This is a genomic window from Pseudomonas sp. TNT3, assembly GCF_010095445.2.
Taxonomy (GTDB): domain Bacteria; phylum Pseudomonadota; class Gammaproteobacteria; order Pseudomonadales; family Pseudomonadaceae; genus Aquipseudomonas.
Genome location: NZ_WFGV02000039.1, coordinates 1 through 18,680 on the forward strand (window position 1 = coordinate 1; position 18,680 = coordinate 18,680).

Annotated in this window: 18 protein-coding genes; 12 read left to right on the forward strand and 6 right to left on the reverse strand. The window is 58.9% G+C overall.

All coding sequences use genetic code 11. The features are described 5' to 3' along the window. Window positions 1-115 precede the first annotated feature (115 nt). The 6 genes from mreD to tldD all read left to right on the forward strand — a co-directional run bounded on the left by mreD (window position 116) and on the right by tldD (window position 9,065). Window positions 116-607: a rod shape-determining protein MreD gene (gene mreD / locus GBC55_RS20875; RefSeq protein WP_045061471.1), complete on the forward strand. Its 492-nt coding sequence runs from the start codon at window positions 116-118 to the stop codon at window positions 605-607. A 90-nt stretch (window positions 608-697) separates the two neighbouring features. Continuing rightward, window positions 698-1,294, forward strand: coding sequence for a nucleoside triphosphate pyrophosphatase (locus tag GBC55_RS20880; RefSeq protein WP_162439238.1), 597 nt, complete (start codon window positions 698-700; stop codon window positions 1,292-1,294). A 57-nt stretch (window positions 1,295-1,351) separates the two neighbouring features. Next, on the forward strand, window positions 1,352-2,809 hold the full coding sequence (rng, locus tag GBC55_RS20885; protein WP_162439239.1) for a ribonuclease G: 1,458 nt from the start codon (window positions 1,352-1,354) through the stop codon (window positions 2,807-2,809). Between the two features lie 75 nt (window positions 2,810-2,884). Then, entirely contained in the window at window positions 2,885-6,688 is a 3,804-nt protein-coding gene (locus GBC55_RS20890) for a YhdP family protein (protein ID WP_162439240.1), read from the forward strand. Between the two features lie 67 nt (window positions 6,689-6,755). Continuing rightward, window positions 6,756-7,610 carry a carbon-nitrogen hydrolase family protein gene (locus tag GBC55_RS20895; protein WP_162439241.1) on the forward strand — a complete coding sequence of 285 codons (855 nt, stop codon included), beginning with the start codon at window positions 6,756-6,758 and terminating at the stop codon, window positions 7,608-7,610. Between the two features lie 12 nt (window positions 7,611-7,622). Continuing rightward, the gene (gene tldD / locus GBC55_RS20900; protein WP_162439242.1) at window positions 7,623-9,065 is read left to right on the forward strand and encodes a metalloprotease TldD; all 1,443 of its coding nucleotides are present in this window, start codon (window positions 7,623-7,625) and stop codon (window positions 9,063-9,065) included. Window positions 9,066-9,132: 67 nt separating this feature from the next. Here tldD and yjgA read toward each other — a convergent pair whose 3' ends face one another. After that, window positions 9,133-9,657, reverse strand: a complete 525-nt coding sequence (gene yjgA / locus GBC55_RS20905) for a ribosome biogenesis factor YjgA (RefSeq protein ID WP_033058015.1) — start codon at window positions 9,655-9,657, stop codon at window positions 9,133-9,135. Window positions 9,658-9,765: 108 nt separating this feature from the next. Between yjgA and pmbA the strand changes: the two genes are divergently transcribed. The 6 genes from pmbA (at window position 9,766) to GBC55_RS20935 (ending at window position 15,129) form a co-directional block, all read left to right on the forward strand. Further along, window positions 9,766-11,112, forward strand: coding sequence for a metalloprotease PmbA (gene pmbA / locus GBC55_RS20910; protein ID WP_162439243.1), 1,347 nt, complete (start codon window positions 9,766-9,768; stop codon window positions 11,110-11,112). A 246-nt stretch (window positions 11,113-11,358) separates the two neighbouring features. Further along, a complete protein-coding gene (locus tag GBC55_RS20915) occupies window positions 11,359-11,766 on the forward strand; it encodes a FagA protein (RefSeq protein ID WP_162439244.1) in 408 nt (135 codons plus the stop codon). Further along, window positions 11,747-13,123 carry a class II fumarate hydratase gene (locus tag GBC55_RS20920; protein WP_162439245.1) on the forward strand — a complete coding sequence of 459 codons (1,377 nt, stop codon included), beginning with the start codon at window positions 11,747-11,749 and terminating at the stop codon, window positions 13,121-13,123. The genes GBC55_RS20915 and GBC55_RS20920 overlap by 20 nt, the downstream gene beginning before the upstream one ends. Window positions 13,124-13,150: 27 nt before the next feature. Continuing rightward, the gene (locus GBC55_RS20925; RefSeq protein WP_162439246.1) at window positions 13,151-13,591 is read left to right on the forward strand and encodes a hypothetical protein; all 441 of its coding nucleotides are present in this window, start codon (window positions 13,151-13,153) and stop codon (window positions 13,589-13,591) included. A 2-nt stretch (window positions 13,592-13,593) separates the two neighbouring features. Next, complete coding sequence (locus tag GBC55_RS20930; protein ID WP_162439247.1) at window positions 13,594-14,205, forward strand: superoxide dismutase; 612 nt, start codon at window positions 13,594-13,596, stop codon at window positions 14,203-14,205. A gap of 30 nt (window positions 14,206-14,235) precedes the next feature. Next, a complete protein-coding gene (locus GBC55_RS20935) occupies window positions 14,236-15,129 on the forward strand; it encodes a ZIP family metal transporter (RefSeq protein ID WP_162439248.1) in 894 nt (297 codons plus the stop codon). Between the two features lie 19 nt (window positions 15,130-15,148). Here the strand turns inward: GBC55_RS20935 and GBC55_RS20940 are convergent, their stop codons facing one another. The 5 genes from GBC55_RS20940 to GBC55_RS20960 form a co-directional block, all read right to left on the reverse strand. Continuing rightward, window positions 15,149-15,424: an HPr family phosphocarrier protein gene (locus GBC55_RS20940; protein WP_162439249.1), complete on the reverse strand. Its 276-nt coding sequence runs from the start codon at window positions 15,422-15,424 to the stop codon at window positions 15,149-15,151. A 15-nt stretch (window positions 15,425-15,439) separates the two neighbouring features. Further along, window positions 15,440-16,297 carry an RNase adapter RapZ gene (rapZ, locus tag GBC55_RS20945; protein ID WP_162439250.1) on the reverse strand — a complete coding sequence of 286 codons (858 nt, stop codon included), beginning with the start codon at window positions 16,295-16,297 and terminating at the stop codon, window positions 15,440-15,442. Window positions 16,298-16,299: 2 nt separating this feature from the next. Further along, window positions 16,300-16,764 carry a PTS IIA-like nitrogen regulatory protein PtsN gene (gene ptsN, locus GBC55_RS20950; RefSeq protein ID WP_162439251.1) on the reverse strand — a complete coding sequence of 155 codons (465 nt, stop codon included), beginning with the start codon at window positions 16,762-16,764 and terminating at the stop codon, window positions 16,300-16,302. Window positions 16,765-16,776: 12 nt separating this feature from the next. Then, window positions 16,777-17,085: a ribosome-associated translation inhibitor RaiA gene (gene raiA / locus GBC55_RS20955; RefSeq protein ID WP_025211856.1), complete on the reverse strand. Its 309-nt coding sequence runs from the start codon at window positions 17,083-17,085 to the stop codon at window positions 16,777-16,779. Window positions 17,086-17,158: 73 nt separating this feature from the next. After that, the gene (locus GBC55_RS20960) at window positions 17,159-18,652 is read right to left on the reverse strand and encodes an RNA polymerase factor sigma-54 (protein ID WP_162439252.1); all 1,494 of its coding nucleotides are present in this window, start codon (window positions 18,650-18,652) and stop codon (window positions 17,159-17,161) included. Window positions 18,653-18,680: the final 28 nt, after the last annotated feature.

Below are 18,680 nucleotides of genomic sequence, written 5' to 3' on the forward strand. Positions count from 1 at the left end.
CGCCGACCCCGGCCAAACCTGCCGCATCCAAACCTCCTGCCAAACCACCCGCTGCCGCCAAGCCTGCTGCCAAGCCGCCTGTCTCCGCGCCGGCTTCCACTGGGGGACGAGAATAATGGTCGGTACGACTGCTTCCCGAAATGGCTGGATTGTCTGGCTGACGTTTGCCATCGGCATGCTGCTCAGCGTTTCACCGCTACCGCAGTTCATGGAAATTCTCCGTCCTTTGTGGCTGGCACTGCTGCTGGCCTTCTGGGCATTGGCGATGCCGCAGAAAGTCGGCATGGTCACTGCGTGGTGCCTGGGCCTTGCTGAAGATGTGCTGTATGGCACCTTGCTGGGGCAAAACGCGTTGATCCTGACGCTCATCACCTTCCTGGTGCTGTCGCTGCAACAGCGCCTGCGGATGTTCCCGATGTGGCAGCAAAGCCTGGTGATCCTGGTGATCTTCGGCCTCGCACAACTTGTTCAATTGTGGCTCAGTGCCCTGACCGGCAATCGTCAGCCAACGTTGGCGCTGGTATTGCCGGCACTGGTCAGTGCCTTGCTCTGGCCATGGATCAGCTACGGTTTGCGCGGTTTGCGTCGACGCTACAAAATCAATTAATCCGGTCAGGCATTGGCCTGCACCTGTGACCTGTCTCGCCAATAAGGAACAGCATTTGTGAGACAGGGCACTGGACAGGGAGATGTCGTGATGAAACAGCTTTACCTCGCCTCAGGCTCGCCACGTCGCCGTGAACTGCTCACGCAGATTGGCGTGCCGTTCTCCGCCATCAGCGCGGACATCGATGAAACCCCTCTGATTCATGAATCCCCATCGGCGTATGTCGAGCGCCTGGCGCGCGGCAAAGCCGAGGCCGGGCACGGCACAGTCCTGTCCGCCGCAGAGTGTTGCGTGCTGGGCGCCGATACTGCCGTGGTGCTGGACGGGAAAATTCTTGGCAAGCCGGTGGACGAAGCTGACGCGTGCGCCATGCTTATGATGTTGTCCGGACGTGAACATGAAGTTCTGACAGCCATCGCACTGCTTGATGGAGAGCGATGCGAGTCGAGGGTAGTGCGCAGTCAGGTGCGTTTTCGCAACATCAGTCCTGAAGAAGCTGCGGCCTACTGGGTCAGCGGTGAGCCTCGGGACAAGGCGGGTGGCTATGGCATTCAGGGGCTCGGCGCGGTGTTTGTTGCCCAGCTCAATGGCAGCTACTCGGCGGTGGTCGGATTGCCGCTGTGCGAAACCGCAGAACTGCTGGGCCATTTCGGCATACCCTGTTGGCAAACCCTTAACGCGCTCTGAGCGTCGTAATGACAAGATGCGGCCATTATCGTGAACATGCCTGAACGAGACCCTGCCATGAGTGAAGAGATCCTGATCAACATCACGCCGATGGAATCGCGCGTGGCGGTGGTTGAAAACGGTGTTCTGCAAGAAGTTCATGTCGAGCGCACGCAAAAGCGCGGGATCGTCGGCAACATCTATAAAGGCAAGGTCGTACGGGTCCTGCCAGGTATGCAGGCGGCCTTCGTCGACATCGGCCTGGACCGTGCCGCCTTCATTCATGCCTCGGAAATTTCCCTGCGCGAAGGCCCGGCGGTCGAGAGCATCAGCGCGCTGGTTCACGAAGGCCAAAGCCTGGTCGTGCAAGTCACCAAAGATCCTATCGGTTCCAAAGGAGCGCGCCTGACGACGCAATTGTCGATTCCATCGCGTTACCTGGTGTACATGCCGCGCACCGCGCACGTCGGTATCTCGCTGAAAATCGAAGACGAAGCCGAGCGTGAACGACTCAAGCAAGTGGTGACCGATTGCGTGGCCAAGGAAGGTATCAAGGAAGCCGGCGGATTCATTTTGCGGACCGCGGCTGAAGGCGCCGGCGCCGATGAAATCCTGATGGACATCCGCTACCTGCGCAGGCTCTGGGACCAGATCAACGACCAGATAAAAACCATCAGCGCACCCAGTGTGATCTACGAAGACCTCGGCCTGGCGTTACGCACCTTGCGCGACCTGGTCAGCCCGAAGATCGAAAAGATCCGCATCGATTCCCGGGAAACTTTCCAGAAAACCACACAGTTCGTCGCCGAACTGATGCCGGAAATTGCCGATCGTCTGGAACACTACCCTGGCGAACGGCCCATTTTTGATCTGTACGGTGTTGAGGACGAAATCCAGAAAGCCCTTGAGCGTAAAGTCCCGCTCAAATCCGGTGGCTACCTGGTGGTGGATCCGGCGGAAGCCATGAGCACCATCGACGTCAATACCGGGGCATTCGTCGGTCATCGCAACCTCGAAGAAACCATCTTCAAGACCAACCTCGAAGCGGCGACCGCCATTGCTCGGCAACTGCGCCTGCGCAACCTCGGCGGGATCATCATCATCGATTTCATCGACATGGAAGATGAAGAGCACCAGCGTCAGGTGTTGCGCACGCTCGAGAAGCAGCTGGAACGCGATCACGCCAAGACCAACATTATCGGCATCACCGAGCTGGGCCTGGTGCAGATGACTCGCAAGCGCACCCGCGAAAGTCTCGAGCAAGTGCTGTGCGAGCCCTGCAGCAGTTGCCAGGGTCGCGGCAAGCTCAAGACGCCGGAAACCGTCTGCTACGAAATCTTCCGCGAAATCCTCCGTGAGGCTCGCGCCTATCAGGCGGAAGGCTATCGTGTATTGGCGAACCAGAAAGTTGTCGATCGTCTGCTTGATGAAGAGTCGGGTAATGTCGCGGAACTGGAAGGATTTATCGGTCGCACCATTCGGTTCCAGGTGGAAACCATGTATTCCCAGGAACAATACGACGTGGTGCTGCTCTGAAACGCTATGTTGCAAACCGACTAGAACAGCTGGCCTCAGCTTTTTGCAGTTTTAACGCCATGGGAGCCAACTGACATGGACCGTCTGACACGCATATTGGCCGTACTGACCCGCTGGGGTCTGGGCCTGTGCGCGTTGGTTCTGGTGTTGATGGCGCTTTACGTCAGCCTCGGCCGGGAGCTGACACCGCTGGTGGCCGAATACCGGGCCGAAGTCGAGGACAAGGCTGGTGCTGCCTTGGGCATGCCGCTGCACATCGGTGAACTGGAAGGAAACTGGAGCGGTTTTGCGCCCATCCTGCTGGCTCACGATGTGATGGTAGGTGAAGGCGCCAATTCGCTGCGTCTGGATCAGGTGCGCGCCGTGCCTGACCTGTGGGCCAGTTTGCTGGCTCGTGAAGTGCGCATCGCTCATCTCGAACTGAACGGCCTGAAGATCAGCCTCAAGGAAGGCGAGGACGGTCATTGGGCGCTGGAAGGTTTACCGGTCCAGCAGGATCAACCGCTGGATCCGGAGCAGTTGCTCAATCGCATGCAGATGGTTCAGCAGCTGTCGATTCTCGACAGCCAGGTGACTTTGCAGCCACTGGATCATCCTCCGCTCACCTTGACGTACGTCGGCGTAAATCTGAAGACCGGCGCTTCACGCCAACGAATCGATGCCCGACTGACCCTGCCCGATGGTCAACCAGTGGCCCTGAGCCTGCGCACCCGCATACGCGCCAGCGATTGGCAGAATGGCGAGGCCGATGCCTACGTCAGCCTGCCGCAAAGTGATTGGTCGAAATGGCTGCCCGAGCGTCTCACCCGGCAATGGAATTTTTCCGAGATCAAGGCCGGTGGAGAGCTCTGGTTCAATTGGAACAAAGGCGCTCTGCAAAGTGGTGCCGTTCGGTTGAATGCACCGCAACTCAAGGGTGCCTACGCCGAGCGCAAACCGGTCCAGATCAACAATCTGGCGCTCAACGGCTATTTTCAACGCAGTTCCCAAGGCATCCTGGTGACGCTGGACTCTTTGTCGATGAACCTCGGCGAAACCCGTTGGGAGACCCGCCTGCAGCTCAAGCAGACCTCCGCCAGTGGCAAGTCCGATGAACTGTGGCACCTGCAAGCCGATCGCCTGGACCTCACCCCGCTGACCCCGTTATTGAATGCGCTGGGGCCACTGCCCGAAGGCGTGGCGACGGCGGTCGAGCGTCTCAAGGTCACGGGTGGTCTGCGTAACGTGCTGATCGACTTCCGGCCCAACGCGACAGACAACAGCAAGTTCAGCTTTGCCGCCAACCTCGACCGCGTAGGCTTCGATGCCTACCACGGCGCTCCAGCGGCGCGTAATGTGAGTGGCAGCATCAGCGGCGACCTGGGTCAGGGTGAGCTGCGCATGGACAGCAAGGATTTTTCCCTGCACCTCGATCCGATTTTCGCCAAGCCGTGGCAATACATTCAGGCCAACGCCCGATTGACCTGGAAGCTCGATAAAGAAGGTTTCACCCTGATCGCGCCCTACCTGAAGGTCCTGGGCGAAGAGGGCAAGATTGCCGGCGATTTCTTGATCCGTCTGCATTTCGACCATACCCAGGAAGACTACATGGACCTGCGGGTCGGCCTGGTGGATGGCGATGGCAAATACACGGCGAAATACTTGCCTGAGGTACTGAGCCCGGCCCTGGACGAATGGCTGCGCACTGCCATTCTCAAAGGGGCCGTGGACGAAGGGTTCTTCCAGTATCAAGGCTCGCTGAACCATGGTGCCGCTGACACTGCGCGCAGCATCAGCCTGTTCTTCAAGGTTCACGACGCAGAACTGGCCTTCCAGCCGGGGTGGCCACATGTAAGCAAGGTCAGCGGCGACGTGTTCATCGAAGACAGCGGCGTGCGGATTCTCGCCAGCAAGGGGCAATTGCTCGATACCCAGGTTCGCGATATCTACGTCAACATTCCCCATGTTCCTGCCGGCAAGAACAGTCATCTGTTCCTTGATGGCGCGTTCTCTGGCGTACTGGGCGATGGTCTGAAGATCCTCCAGACAGCACCGATAGGCACTGCGGAAACCTTTGCCGGTTGGGAAGGCGAGGGCGAGCTGCAAGGTAAGTTGAAACTGGATATTCCTCTGGCCAAAGGCGAGCAGCCGCAGATTCTTGTCGACTTCAAGACCGCCAAGGCACGACTGAAATTGCGCGACCCCGCCTTGGAGCTGACGCAGCTCAAGGGGGATTTCCGTTTCGACAGCGCCAAGGGGCTGAGCGGGCAAAACATTTCGGCGCGCGCTTTCGATAAACCGGTGAGTGCACAGATTTTTGCGGACGGCAGCGCGGGTAATCTCAAGACCCGTGTGACGGCATCGGGTCAGGTGGAGGTCAAGAAACTCACGGACTGGCTGAGCGTCACCCAGCCATTGCCGGTGTCCGGCCTGATTCCTTATCAACTGCAACTGAACATCGGCGGCCCTGACAGCCAGTTACTGGTCAGCTCCAACCTCAAAGGCGTCGCCGTTGATTTGCCGGCTCCCTTCGGCATGACGGCTGACACGGGGCGCGACACGACATTCCGCATGACCCTGCAAGGCACGGATCGACGTTACTGGGTCAATTACGGCGAGCTGGCGAACTTCACCTATGAAGCGCCGGCCGGAAACTTCAACGACGGACGCGGTGAGTTGCTTCTTGGTGGCGGACGAGCGGTTGTGCCGGGCGCCAAGGGGCTTCGGGTACGGGGCACGCTGTCGGAACTGGATGTCGGCCCCTGGAAAGACCTGGCGGACAAATATGCCGGCCAGGATCCGGGTGGTAGTGCCAAACAGTTGCTCAGCAGCGCAGACTTGAAAATCGGCAAGCTCAGCGCTTTCGGCACGACCCTTGATCAGGCGGCGGTGCAGGTCAATCGCAAACCGGCCGCGTGGGCGTTGCAACTCGACAGTCAGCAGGTAAAGGGTTCGGTCGGTCTTCCCGATGCGAAATCCGCACCGATTGCGATCAATCTGCAAACCGTACGTTTGCCCGCACCGGATCCGACGGTTCTCGCCGACGAAAATTCGCCAGACCCGCTGGCCTCAGTGGACCCGACGAAAATCCCGGCACTGGATATCACCATCAACCAGTTGTACCAGGGAAAGGACCTGGTGGGCGCCTGGTCGCTGAAGGTCCGTCCGACGGCCAAGGGCATTGCGCTGAATACGCTGGATCTTGGGCTCAAGGGGATCTTGTTGCAGGGTAGCGGCGGCTGGGAAGGCACGCCCGGTGCTTCGAACAGTTGGTACAAAGGCCGGATCAGCGGCAAGAACCTCGCTGATGTGTTGAAGGGCTGGGGGTTTGCGCCGAGTGTCACCAGTGAAGATTTCCATATGGATGTCGACGGTCGCTGGCCAGGCTCACCCGCTTGGCTGGCCACCAAGCGCTTCTCCGGCACCCTCGATGCGTCGTTGAATAAGGGGCAGTTTGTCGAGGTTGAAGGCAGTGCCCAGGCCTTGCGAGTGTTTGGCCTGCTCAATTTCAACTCGATCGGTCGACGCTTGCGCCTGGATTTCTCCGACCTGTTTGGCAAAGGCTTGAGTTACGACCGGGTCAAAGGCCTGTTGGTGGCGACCAACGGTGTGTACGTCACCCGTGAGCCGATCCGGATGACGGGACCGTCCAGCAACATCGAACTCAACGGGACGCTGGACCTGGTGGGTGACAAGGTCGACGCCAAGCTGATGGTCACCTTACCGGTCACCAACAACCTGCCGATCGCGGCGCTGATCGTCGGCGCACCGGCTATCGGCGGCGCTTTGTTCCTGATCGACAAGCTGATCGGTGACAGTGTGTCGCGGTTCGCCAGCGTCAAGTACACCGTCAAAGGCCCGTGGAAAGAGCCGAAGATCACCTTCGACAAGCCTTTTTGAAATCATGTCTTTGGTCCGATGGAGTAGCATGGCAGCTCCTGTATTGATTTCAAGTAAGGAAAAGGCCATGTCCATAGCGGTGATTCAGATGGTCAGCCAGAGCGATGTACTGGCCAATCTGGCCCAGGCCCGACGTCTGCTTGAACAGGCGGCTGAAGGTGGCGCGCGCCTTGCGGTGCTACCGGAAAACTTCGCCGCCATGGGCCGTCGAGACATCGCTGACATCGGTCGCGCCGAAGCATTGGGCGACGGACCGATCCTTCCCTGGTTGAAACAGGCCTCCCGCGACCTCAAGTTATGGATAGTGGCCGGCACCTTGCCGTTGCCGCCGGTGGATCAACCGACGGCAAAAGCCAATGCCTGCTCATTGCTGGTGGACGATCAGGGCGAAACAGTGGCGCGCTACGACAAACTCCACCTGTTCGATGTGGATGTGGCAGACACTCGCGGGCGTTATCGCGAATCCGATGACTATGCTTATGGCAGTGGCGTCGTGGTGGCGGATACACCTGTCGGCCGAGTTGGCCTGACGGTGTGTTACGACTTGCGCTTCCCGGAGCTGTACAGCGAATTACGCGCTGCCGGTGCGGAGTTGATCACCGCGCCGTCAGCCTTTACCGCCGTGACCGGGGAAGCACATTGGGACGTGTTGATCCGGGCCCGGGCCATCGAGACACAATGCTACGTGCTCGCGGCGGCTCAGGGTGGAACGCACCCCGGCCCCCGAGAAACCTGGGGCCATGCCGCGATCATCGATCCTTGGGGTCGGGTGTTGGCGCAGCAGGATAAAGGCGAGGCCGTGCTGCTGGCCGAACGCGATAGCAGCGAACAGGCGTCCATCAGGGCGCGGATGCCGGTGTCCAGTCACCGGCGCTTTTTCTCGCAGGGCGCACAGCGACCTGCCTCAGAACGACGAATTTAAGGCGTAAAGCATATGAGCGAGTTGTTGTCCTCAGTCAGTGAACACCTCCTGGCGCCCGGCGGCGTAACCATCGAGAGCCTGCAAGGTGTGCTCGGGGATCTGGCCGGCCCGGGCATCGATGCCGCGGACCTGTATTTCCAGGGCCAGATCTCCGAGTCCTGGGCGCTGGAAGACGGCATCGTCAAGGAAGGTAGCTTCAACCTCGATCAAGGCGTCGGCGTGCGTGCACAATCGGGGGAGAAAACCGGTTTCGCCTACAGCAACGCCATCACCCTCGAAGCCCTCGGCGCAGCAGCCCGCGCGGCGCGTTCGATTTCCCGCGCTGGGCAGAACGGCACCGTGCAAGCGTTCACCACGCAAGATGTGGCGCAGTTGTACGGTCCCGACAACCCGTTGGAAGTGATGAGCCGTGCGGAAAAAGTCGAATTGCTCAAACGTATCGACGTCGCGACCCGGGCCCTTGATCCGCGTATCCAGCAGGTTACGGTGAGCATGGCCGGTGTCTGGGAGCGCATCCTTGTAGCCTCTACCGACGGCGGCCTGGCGGCAGATGTGCGGCCGCTGGTGCGTTTCAATGTCAGTGTGATTGTCGAGCAGAACGGGCGTCGAGAGCGTGGCGGTCATGGCGGCGGTGGTCGTACCGATTACCGTTATTTCCTCAGTGATGACCGAGCCATGGGGTATGCCCGTGAAGCGCTGCGTCAGGCGTTGGTCAATCTCGAAGCTATTCCTGCGCCTGCGGGTACATTGCCAGTGGTATTGGGTTCCGGCTGGTCCGGCGTGCTGCTGCACGAAGCAGTCGGTCACGGTCTGGAAGGCGATTTCAACCGCAAGGGCAGTTCGGCATACAGCGGGCGGATGGGCGAGATGGTTGCGTCCAAGCTCTGCACGATCGTGGATGACGGCACGCTGGCCGGCCGTCGCGGGTCGCTGAGTGTCGATGACGAAGGTACGCCGACCGAGTGCACCACGTTGATCGAAAACGGCGTACTCAAAGGCTACATGCAGGACAAGCTCAATGCGCGACTGATGGGCGTAGCCCGCACCGGTAACGGTCGTCGCGAATCCTACGCACACTTGCCAATGCCACGCATGACCAACACTTACATGCTGGCAGGCGAAAGCGATCCGGAGGAAATCATTGCTTCGGTAAAACGCGGTATTTACTGCGCCAACCTGGGCGGTGGTCAGGTCGACATCACCAGCGGCAAGTTCGTGTTCTCCACCAGCGAAGCGTATCTGATCGAAGACGGCAAGATCACGGCCCCGGTCAAAGGCGCAACGTTGATCGGCAACGGACCTGAAGCCATGAGCAAGGTGTCGATGGTCGGTAATGACCTGTCGCTGGACAGCGGCGTAGGGACGTGTGGCAAGGATGGGCAGTCGGTGCCGGTGGGTGTCGGCCAGCCAACGTTGAAGATTGATGCGATCACCGTGGGTGGCACAGGATCGTAAGAAACATGCATCTCCCGCATAGGAGCTGCCGAAGGCTGCTCCTACAGGGGATGTGGTTTGTCGTTACTCAGCGCAGACCGCGTTGAGTCTCGTCCAGCTCACGGATGTACTTGAAGATTTTACGGCTCGAAGCCGGTGGCTTATTGGTCGCCAATTCGTGCTGGGCCTGACGGATCAGGGAGCGCAGTTGTTGACGATCAGCCTCCGGGTAGTCGACCACGAACTTCTCCAGGACCGCATCGTCGCCTGCGATCAAGCGATCGCGCCAGCGTTCCAGGCCATGGAAACGTTCGTTGTACTGCCGGGTGGAGGCATCGAGTTGATCGAGCAGAGTCAGAATGGCGTCAGTGTCCTGGTCGCGCATCAGTTTGCCGATGAACATAAGGTGCCGTTTACGCGCGATATTCGCGGTGTGCTTGGGCGCATCGGCCAGTGCCCGGCGCATGGCGTCGGTCAAGGGCAGTTTTGCCAGCAAGTCAGGCTTGAGTGTTGTAAGGCGCTCGCCAAGATCAACCAGAGCATGCAGCTCGCGTTTGACCTGGGATTTGCTTTTTTCTCCCGTATCGAGGGAGTCGTCGTAAGAATCAACCATGGTGGCCGTCCGCAAAGAATCGCCGCCATGATAACCAGTCGGGGGCCGCTTGTCCGGCCCGGTCGATCGAAGACCCTCGCCGAAAGCAGAATTTGAGTGGAGAACAGCATGAGTGCAGTTGAAAGCGTCGGCCCACAAGCGTTGCCGGCACTGCAGGAACAAGTCGAGCAGATCATCGCTGAAGCCAAACGCCAAGGCGCCAGTGCCTGCGAAGTGGCCGTTTCCCTGGAGCAGGGCCTGTCGACTTCGGTTCGCCAGCGTGAAGTCGAAACCGTCGAATTCAATCGCGATCAGGGCTTTGGCATTACCTTGTACGTGGGGCAGCGCAAAGGCTCGGCCAGCACCTCCGCCAGCGGCCCGGAAGCCATTCGCGAAACCGTCGCTGCCGCGTTGGCGATCGCCAGACACACCTCCGAAGACGAGGCCTCGGGCCTGGCCGATGCTGCGTTGATGGCCAAGGACCTGAAGGACTTCGACCTTTTCCACGAATGGGACATCACCCCCGAACAAGCCATCGAGATGGCGCTGACCTGTGAGGCCGCTGCGTTTGCCGCGGACAGCCGGATCAAGAATGCTGACGGCACGACCCTGAGTACGCACCAGGGCTGCCGCGTCTATGGCAACAGCCACGGGTTCATTGGCGGATATGCATCGACTCGGCACAGCCTGAGCTGCGTGATGATCGCCGAAGCCGACGGCCAGATGCAGCGCGATTACTGGTACGACGTGAGCCGTCAGGGCAATTTGCTCGCCGACCCTGTGAGTATCGGCCAGCGTGCTGCTCAGCGTGCTGCGAGCCGGTTGGGTGCGCGCCCGGTGCCGACGTGCGAAGTGCCGGTGCTGTTTTCCGCGGAATTGGCCGGTGGTCTGTTTGGCAGTTTCCTCTCGGCGATTTCCGGCGGCAGTCTGTATCGCAAATCGTCATTCCTTGAAGGCACTTTGGGGCAGAAGCTGTTTCCGGAGTGGCTGACTATCGATGAGCGCCCGCACTTGATGCGCGCCATGGGCAGCTCGGCGTTTGACGGTGATGGTCTTGCCACTTACGCCAAACCGTTCGTCGAAAAGGGCGAGTTGGTGTCGTACATCCTGGGTACCTATTCCGGTCGCAAGCTCGGTATGCCGAGTACCGCCAACGCCGGAGGGGTACACAACCTGTTCGTCACCCATGGCGACGAAGATCAGGCTGCCTTGTTGCGCCGCATGGGCCGAGGCCTGTTGGTGACCGAATTGATGGGCCAGGGTTTGAATATGGTCACCGGCGACTACTCCCGTGGCGCAGCGGGTTACTGGGTCGAAAACGGCGAAATCCAGTTCGCGGTCCAGGAGGTCACCATTGCCGGCAACATGCGCGACATGTTCAAGCAGATCGTTGCCGTGGGTAACGACCTGGAACTGCGTAGCAACATTCGCACGGGTTCGGTATTGATCGAGCGGATGACGGTGGCGGGTAGCTAACCCTTACCGCAATGCCAAAAAGGCGCACCACCCAATTGGGTGGCGCGCCTTTTTTATTGGGCTAATGAAAAACCTTTTGGGAGTGGGCTTGCCCGCGATGGCGGTGTGTAAGGCGACATGGATGTGGGTATACGGGCCTCATCGCGGGCAAGCCCGCTCCCACAATGAACTCGCTATATCGCTGGGGTTGTGTTGGTTCTCATTATCATCTAATAATAAATCTCATTACCGAATGAGCCCCGGATCATGAGTTCTGCCTTGCACGAGCAGCCCTATCAAGAAAGCTGGCGCTGGATGAGTCGCCAGATTCGTTGCGCAATGGACCCCGACGAGCCGCGCCTGATCGAACATTACCTGGCTGAAGGCCGTTATTTGGCATGTTGCACGGCGACTTCTCCCTGGACCATCGCCGAAACCTCTTTTCGTCTCCTGCTCGATACCGCGGCCGATGTCGCGCTGCCGTGGCACTGGCGAAGCCTGTGTCTGGATCAGGCCTGGCGTCCATTGCGCGATCTGGAGCGCCTGTCTTTGTGCAAATGCCGACTCAAACGCTGGCAAAGCTACACCTGGCAACTGGCGACCTGCGAGTTGCAACCCTCGATTTCCCTCATAGAACTGGTGCAAGGATTTTCTGATGACCAAGACACGTATTGAGCGCGACAGCATGGGCGAGCTGCATGTCCCGGTAGATGCGCTCTACGGCGCACAGACCCAACGTGCAGTGAACAACTTCCCGATCAGTGGCAAGCCGATGCCCGTTCAGTTCATTCGGGCGCTGATCCTGGCCAAAGTGGCAGCCGCCCGTGCCAACGTTGAGCTCAAGCAAATCAGCGAATCCCAGGGCAAGGCGATTGTCGATGCCGCGCAAGGCCTGCTCGAAGGCGACTTCATGCAGCACTTTCCGGTGGACATCTTCCAGACCGGTTCGGGCACCAGTTCCAACATGAACGCCAACGAAGTGATCGCCACGCTGGCCAGCCGTTTGCTGGGCGAGTCGGTCAATCCCAACGATCATGTCAACTGCGGCCAGAGCAGCAACGACATCATCCCGACCACCCTTCACGTGAGCGCCGCGCTGGCATTGCACGAGCAACTGCTTCCAGCGCTGTTGCGGCTTGTAGAGGTCATTGAGCGCAAGGCTGAGGAGGTCCATCACCACGTCAAGACCGGCCGCACGCACCTGATGGATGCGATGCCAGTACGCATGAGCCAGGTCCTCAACGGTTGGGCACAACAGCTCAAGGCCAACATCGGCCACTTGCAGGACTTGCTGCCAAGCCTTCAATCCCTGGCTCAGGGCGGAACGGCGGTCGGCACTGGCATCAACGCCCATCCCGAATTTGCGGCGCGATTCAGCGAGCAGCTGAGCAAACTGACTCTCGTGCCGTTTACGCCGGGCAAGGATCTGTTTGCGCTCATTGGCTCGCAGGACACTGCCGTCAGCGTCTCCGGCCAGTTAAAAGCCACGGCGGTGTCCCTGATGAAAATCGCCAACGATCTGCGCTGGATGAATTCCGGTCCACTGGCCGGTCTCGGCGAAATCGAACTTGAAGCGTTGCAGCCTGGCTCTTCAATCATGCCGGGCAAGGTCAATCCGGTGATTCCGGAAGCCACTGCCATGGTCGCCGCCCAAGTGATCGGCAACGACACGGTGATCACCATCGCCGGTCAGTCGGGCAATTTCGAACTCAACGTGATGCTGCCAATCATCGCCCAGAACCTGCTCAGCAGCATCGAGCTGCTGGCCAACTCCAGCCATCTGCTGGGCGAGAAGGCCATTGCCAGCTTCAAGGTCAACGAAGCCAGGCTCAAGGAAGCGCTGTCACGCAACCCGATCCTGGTGACAGCACTGAACCCGATCATTGGTTACCAAAAAGCCGCCGAGATTGCCAAGAAGGCCTATCAGCAGGGCCGCCCGGTAATCGATGTCGCCTTGGAATATACCGACCTGACACGCAGCCAACTGGAAGAGCTACTCAATCCAGAGAAGCTCACTGCAGGCGGCGTGTAATCACCGCAATCGCTTTGGAGGCTCACCATGGAGCATTGGAAACGCACGATCGAAAGGGCAAACCGTTGTTTCATGCTGGGCGAACTGGTCGATGCCCGAGAGGCCTACTTGCAGGCATTGGCGCTGGCCCAAGTGTTGTTCGAACGCTGGCGGGACGCTGATGAAGCGGTTGCGGCCTGCGTGATCTCCCACCACAACCTGGCGGACTTGCATTTGCGTCTGAATCAGCCGGAGGAGAGCGCCGAGTACTTGTGCGCCATCCACCAGCGGCTGCTGCAGACCATGCAGAACGCGCGACTGGCACCGGCGCTGCGTGAAGCCGCGTTGCGTCAAAGCAGTAAAACCTATGTCGAGCTTTTGAACTTCATCAGTGAGCACGGTGAATACCCTCGTACTCATCGCCTGCTGCACATCGATGCCGCTTCAGCTGCCAATCCACCTGCGTCTCTTCATCATGGAGTTCACTGAAAATGGCTTTTACCTTGCCTGCATTGCCTTACGCCTACGATGCACTGGAACCGCACATTGATGCCAAGACCATGGAGATTCATTACACCAGGCACCACCAGACTTATATCAACAACCTGAACGCAGCCGTCGAAGGCACCGAATTCGCCGAGTGGCCAGTGGAGAAACTGGTGGCTGCCGTTCAGCAACTTCCTGAAAAACTTCGAGCAGCGGTCATCAACCAGGGCGGCGGACACGCCAATCATTCGCTGTTCTGGGAAGTGATGGCACCACAGGGTGGCGGCACACCTGAAGGTGCGCTGGCCAAGGCGATTGAAGAGCAGCTGGGTGGTCTGGACAGCTTCAAGGACGCGTTCACCAAAGCCGCACTGACCCGATTCGGCAGTGGCTGGGCCTGGTTGAGTGTCACCCCGCAGAAGACCCTGATCGTCGAAAGCAGCGGTAACCAGGACAGCCCATTGATGAATGGCAACACGCCCATCCTCGGCCTGGACGTCTGGGAACACGCCTATTACCTGCAGTATCAAAACCGCCGTCCGGAATACATCAATGCGTTTTACAACGTGATTAATTGGCCGGAAGTCGCAGCGCGCTATCAGGCTGCGCTGAGCTAAGTCTTCTATAAATACCAACCAAGGCTGATTATGGGCACTGAAACACTGGCGACCGGAAGTGGACGAATGTTTCGTTACGCGTTGGGATCGCTACTACTGCTGGCTGGGATGTCGTTGTTGTTTGTCCAGGGGCTGGCATGGCTGGATCTTGAGCCGAAACTGATGCGCGCATTACAAGGCGGGGCTATCTGCGCCTTGGGTACGGCCTTGGGCGCGGTGCCGGTTCTGGTCATTCGGCGGATGCCTCAGACCGTGAGCGATACGCTGCTGGGTTTCGGTGCCGGGGTGATGCTGGCGGCGACGGCGTTCTCGCTTATCGTGCCAGGCATCTCTGCTGCTGAAGGTCTGGGTCTGTCGCCTTGGGCCGCCAGTGGCCTGATCAGTTTTGGCATCATGCTCGGCGCGTTCGGGTTGTATCTGGTCGACCTGAAAGTCTCTGGCGCCAGTCCGGAAATGTTGGTCGGCACGCTGGAGCGACCGGTGATTCCGCCGCGGATCTGGTTGTTCGTGTTTGCCATCATCGCCCACAACATTCCCGAAGGCATGGCCGTCGGTGTTTCGGCAGGTGGTGGAATGCCTGATGCCGACAGCCTGGCGATGGGCATCGCGTTGCAGGACGTGCCGGAAGGCCTGGTAATCGCGCTGGTGTTGGCGGGGGCGGGCATGTCCAGGGTGAGGGCATTTCTGATCGGTGCAGCGTCAGGGCTGGTTGAGCCGGTTTTCGCACTGCTGTGCGCCTGGCTGGTCAGCCTTGCTGAGCTGCTACTACCGCTAGGACTGGCGCTGGCTGCCGGGGCGATGCTGTTGGTGGTCACGCACGAAGTCATCCCCGAGTCGCGCCGTAACGGTCACGACAAACTGGCCAGCCTTGGGTTGCTGATCGGGTTTTGTCTGATGATGGTGATGGATACGGCGCTGGCCTGAGGTTAAAGATCTTTTGGTTTTACTCGCCTTCGCCGAAGTAGTCGTTGATCAACGCTTTGAGATCATCAAGCGCCTTTTGCTCATCTTCGCCTTCGGTGCTGATGTAAATTTTGGTCCCCTTGCCGGCCGCGAGCATCATCATTGCCATGATGCTTTTGCCGTCGACCGTTGATTCCGGCGTGCGTCCTACTCTAATCGTGCAATCCTTGAACTGCCCGGCGACGCCGACAAATTTTGCAGAAGCGCGAGCGTGCAGGCCCAGCTTGTTGATGATTTCGATTTCCAGAGCAGGCATCGCGATGTGAATCCTTTAGCTGAGGTCGCGGTGGCGGACCTGGACGTTCTTCAGGGATTGTTGCAGGGTCTGACCCAGGCGTTCGGTCAGGTAGACGGAGCGGTGATGCCCGCCGGTACAGCCAATAGCGATGGTGACATACGCGCGGTTGCTCGCGGCAAATCTTGGTAGCCATTTGAGCAGGTAGGTGGAAATGTCCTGGAACATCTCCTCTACGTCCGGTTGCGCTGCCAGGTAGTCGGCAACCGGTTGGTCCAGCCCGGACTGCTCGCGCAACTCGGGCTTCCAGTACGGATTGGGCAGGCAGCGCACATCGAACACCAGGTCGGCGTCCACCGGCATGCCACGCTTGAACCCGAAAGACTCCACCAGGAACGCCGTGCCGGGCTCAGGCTGATTGAGCAGCCGCAGCTTGATGGTGTCGCGCAGCTGATACAGGTTCAGGTTAGTGGTATTGACCTTGAGGTCAGCCAGGTCGGCGATAGGGCCCAGTAAATTGGTTTCGTCGGAGATCGCCTCGGCCAGCGAGCGATTGGCGTTGCTCAGCGGGTGCCGGCGACGGGTTTCCGAAAAACGCTTGAGCAGTGTTTCCTCGTCGGCGTCCAGGTACAACACATCGCACTTGATGTGTCGGCTGCGGACTTCTTCCAGCAGCTCTGGAAACCGCGACAGGTGGCTTGGCAGGTTACGCGCGTCGATGGACACGGCCACCAGCGGTTGAGCCAGTTCCGTGTGAATCAGTGCGCGTTCGGCCAATTCAGGCAGAAGCCCTGCCGGCAAGTTGTCGATGCAGTAGTAACCGTTGTCTTCAAGGACATCGAGCGCGGTACTTTTACCTGAGCCGGAACGGCCACTGACAATGATCAAGCGCATGATTACTGACCGTTCTGCTCGTCCAGGACAACCTGATACAAGGCTTCATTGCTCGAGGCACTACGCAGTTTTTCGCGCACTTCCTTGCGATCGAGCATGCTGGCGATCTGACGAAGTAGCTCCAGGTGCGCATCGGTGGCGGCTTGCGGGACCAGCAGAACAAACAGCAGGTCAACCGGAGCGCCGTCGATGGCGTCGAAATCGATGGGTGCGTCCAGGTGCATCAATGCACTGATTGGACTTTCGCAGCCTTTGAGGCGGCAGTGGGGGATCGCGATGCCGTTGCCAAAACCGGTAGAACCGAGTTTTTCACGGGCGACCAGGCTCTCGAAGACATCCTGCATGGCCAGATCCGGCACTTCGCGGTGGATTAGGTTGGCAATTTGCTCGAGGGCTTTCTTTTTGCTGCCGCCCGGCACGTTCACGAGGGAACGGCCGGGGGTCAGGATGCTTTCAAGTCGGATCATGGGTTGGGAGTGTTAACGACCGGTTGCGCCCTGGAGGAGGCTCTGGGTCTTTTCCTTATGCTTTTTGAGTTGGCGATCCAGCTTGTCGGTCAGCAGGTCGATGGCGGCATACATGTCTGAATGCTCTGCGTTGGCGACCACTTCTCCGCCGGGGATATGCAGCGTGGCTTCGATTTTCTGCAGCAGCTTCTCGACAGTCATCGTGACTTGCACGTTTGTGATCTTGTCGAAATGCCTCTCTAACCGGTCGAGTTTTTCGCCGATATAAGTGCGCAGGGGTTCGGTCACTTCCAGTTGGTGTCCACTGATGTTGACTTGCATACAGCTTCTCCTTCGTTGCCAGTGCATAAAGCGGTAGATCAGATGATCTACCACTGGAACGCTGTGGCGTGGCTTACATCAACCGCTTACGTTCGCTCGAAGGCGCGATCCCGAGGGATTCGCGGTACTTGGCGACGGTGCGGCGAGCCACCTGAATGCCTTGTGCCTCCAGTAAACCAGCGATCTTGCTGTCACTCAACGGCTTTTTCTGATTTTCCGCGGCAACCAGTTTTTTGATGATCGCGCGGATCGCCGTGGAAGAGCATTCGCCGCCTTCGGAAGTGCTGACGTGGCTGGAGAAAAAATATTTCAGTTCATAAATGCCCCGGGGGGTATGCATGAATTTTTGCGTGGTTACCCGTGAAATAGTCGACTCGTGCATGCCCACCGCCTCAGCGATGTCATGCAGTACCAGCGGTTTCATGGCTTCGTCGCCATACTCCAGAAAACCGCGCTGATGCTCGACGATCTGGGTGGCTACTTTCATCAACGTTTCGTTGCGGCTTTGCAGGCTCTTGATGAACCAGCGAGCTTCCTGCAACTGATTGCGCATGAAGGTGTTGTCTGCGCTGGTATCGGCGCGGCGAACAAAGCCGGCGTATTGGGCGTTGACCCGCAGTCGAGGCACCGATTCCTGGTTGAGCTCGACCAGCCAGCGTTCGTTGTCCTTGCGCACGATCACATCAGGAACGACGTATTCGGCTTCACTGGATTCGATTTGCGAGCCCGGGCGTGGATTAAGACTCTGAACCAGTTCGATCACCTGGCGCAGTTCGTCTTCCTTCAGCTTCATGCGGCGCATCAGCTGGCTGTAATCACGGCTGCCCAGCAGGTCGATGTAATCGGTGACCAAACGCTTGGCTTCGGCGAGCCAAGGGGTTTTGGCGGGCAACTGGCGCAGTTGCAACAGCAGGCATTCACCCAGGTTACGGGCGGCGATGCCGGCGGGTTCGAATTGCTGGATGCGGTGCAGGACGGCTTCGATTTCATCGAGCTCGATGTCCAGTTCCGGGTCGAAGGCTTCGAGAATTTCCTCGAGGGTTTCGTCCAGATAGCCCTGATTATTGATGCAATCGATCAGGGTCACGGCGATCAGTCGATCAGTGTCGGACATCGGTGCCAGGTTCAGTTGCCATAGCAAGTGGCTTTGCAGGCTTTCGCCGGCGGATGTGCGGGTGGTGAAATCCCACTCGTCGTCATCGTTGCTAGGCAGGCTGCTGGCGCTGGTCTGGTAGACGTCTTCCCACGCGGTATCAACAGGCAACTCGTTGGGGATGCGCTCGTTCCAGTCACCTTCCTCGAGGTTGTCCACCGTAGGGGCGGTTTCCTGGTAGGAGGGTTCCGAAACATCGGCGTTAGGTTGCTGTTCGGCTTTGTCGGCCAAAGGATCGGCGTTGTCGAAGTCGTCGCCTTCTTCCTGGCGTTCGAGCATCGGATTGGACTCCAGAGCCTCCTGGATTTCCTGTTGCAGGTCCAGGGTCGACAATTGGAGAAGGCGGATGGCCTGTTGCAGCTGAGGTGTCATCGTCAGCTGCTGGCCCATTCTCAAGACTAGCGATGGTTTCATGGCAGGGGCTTAAACCTTATTCGCCGGC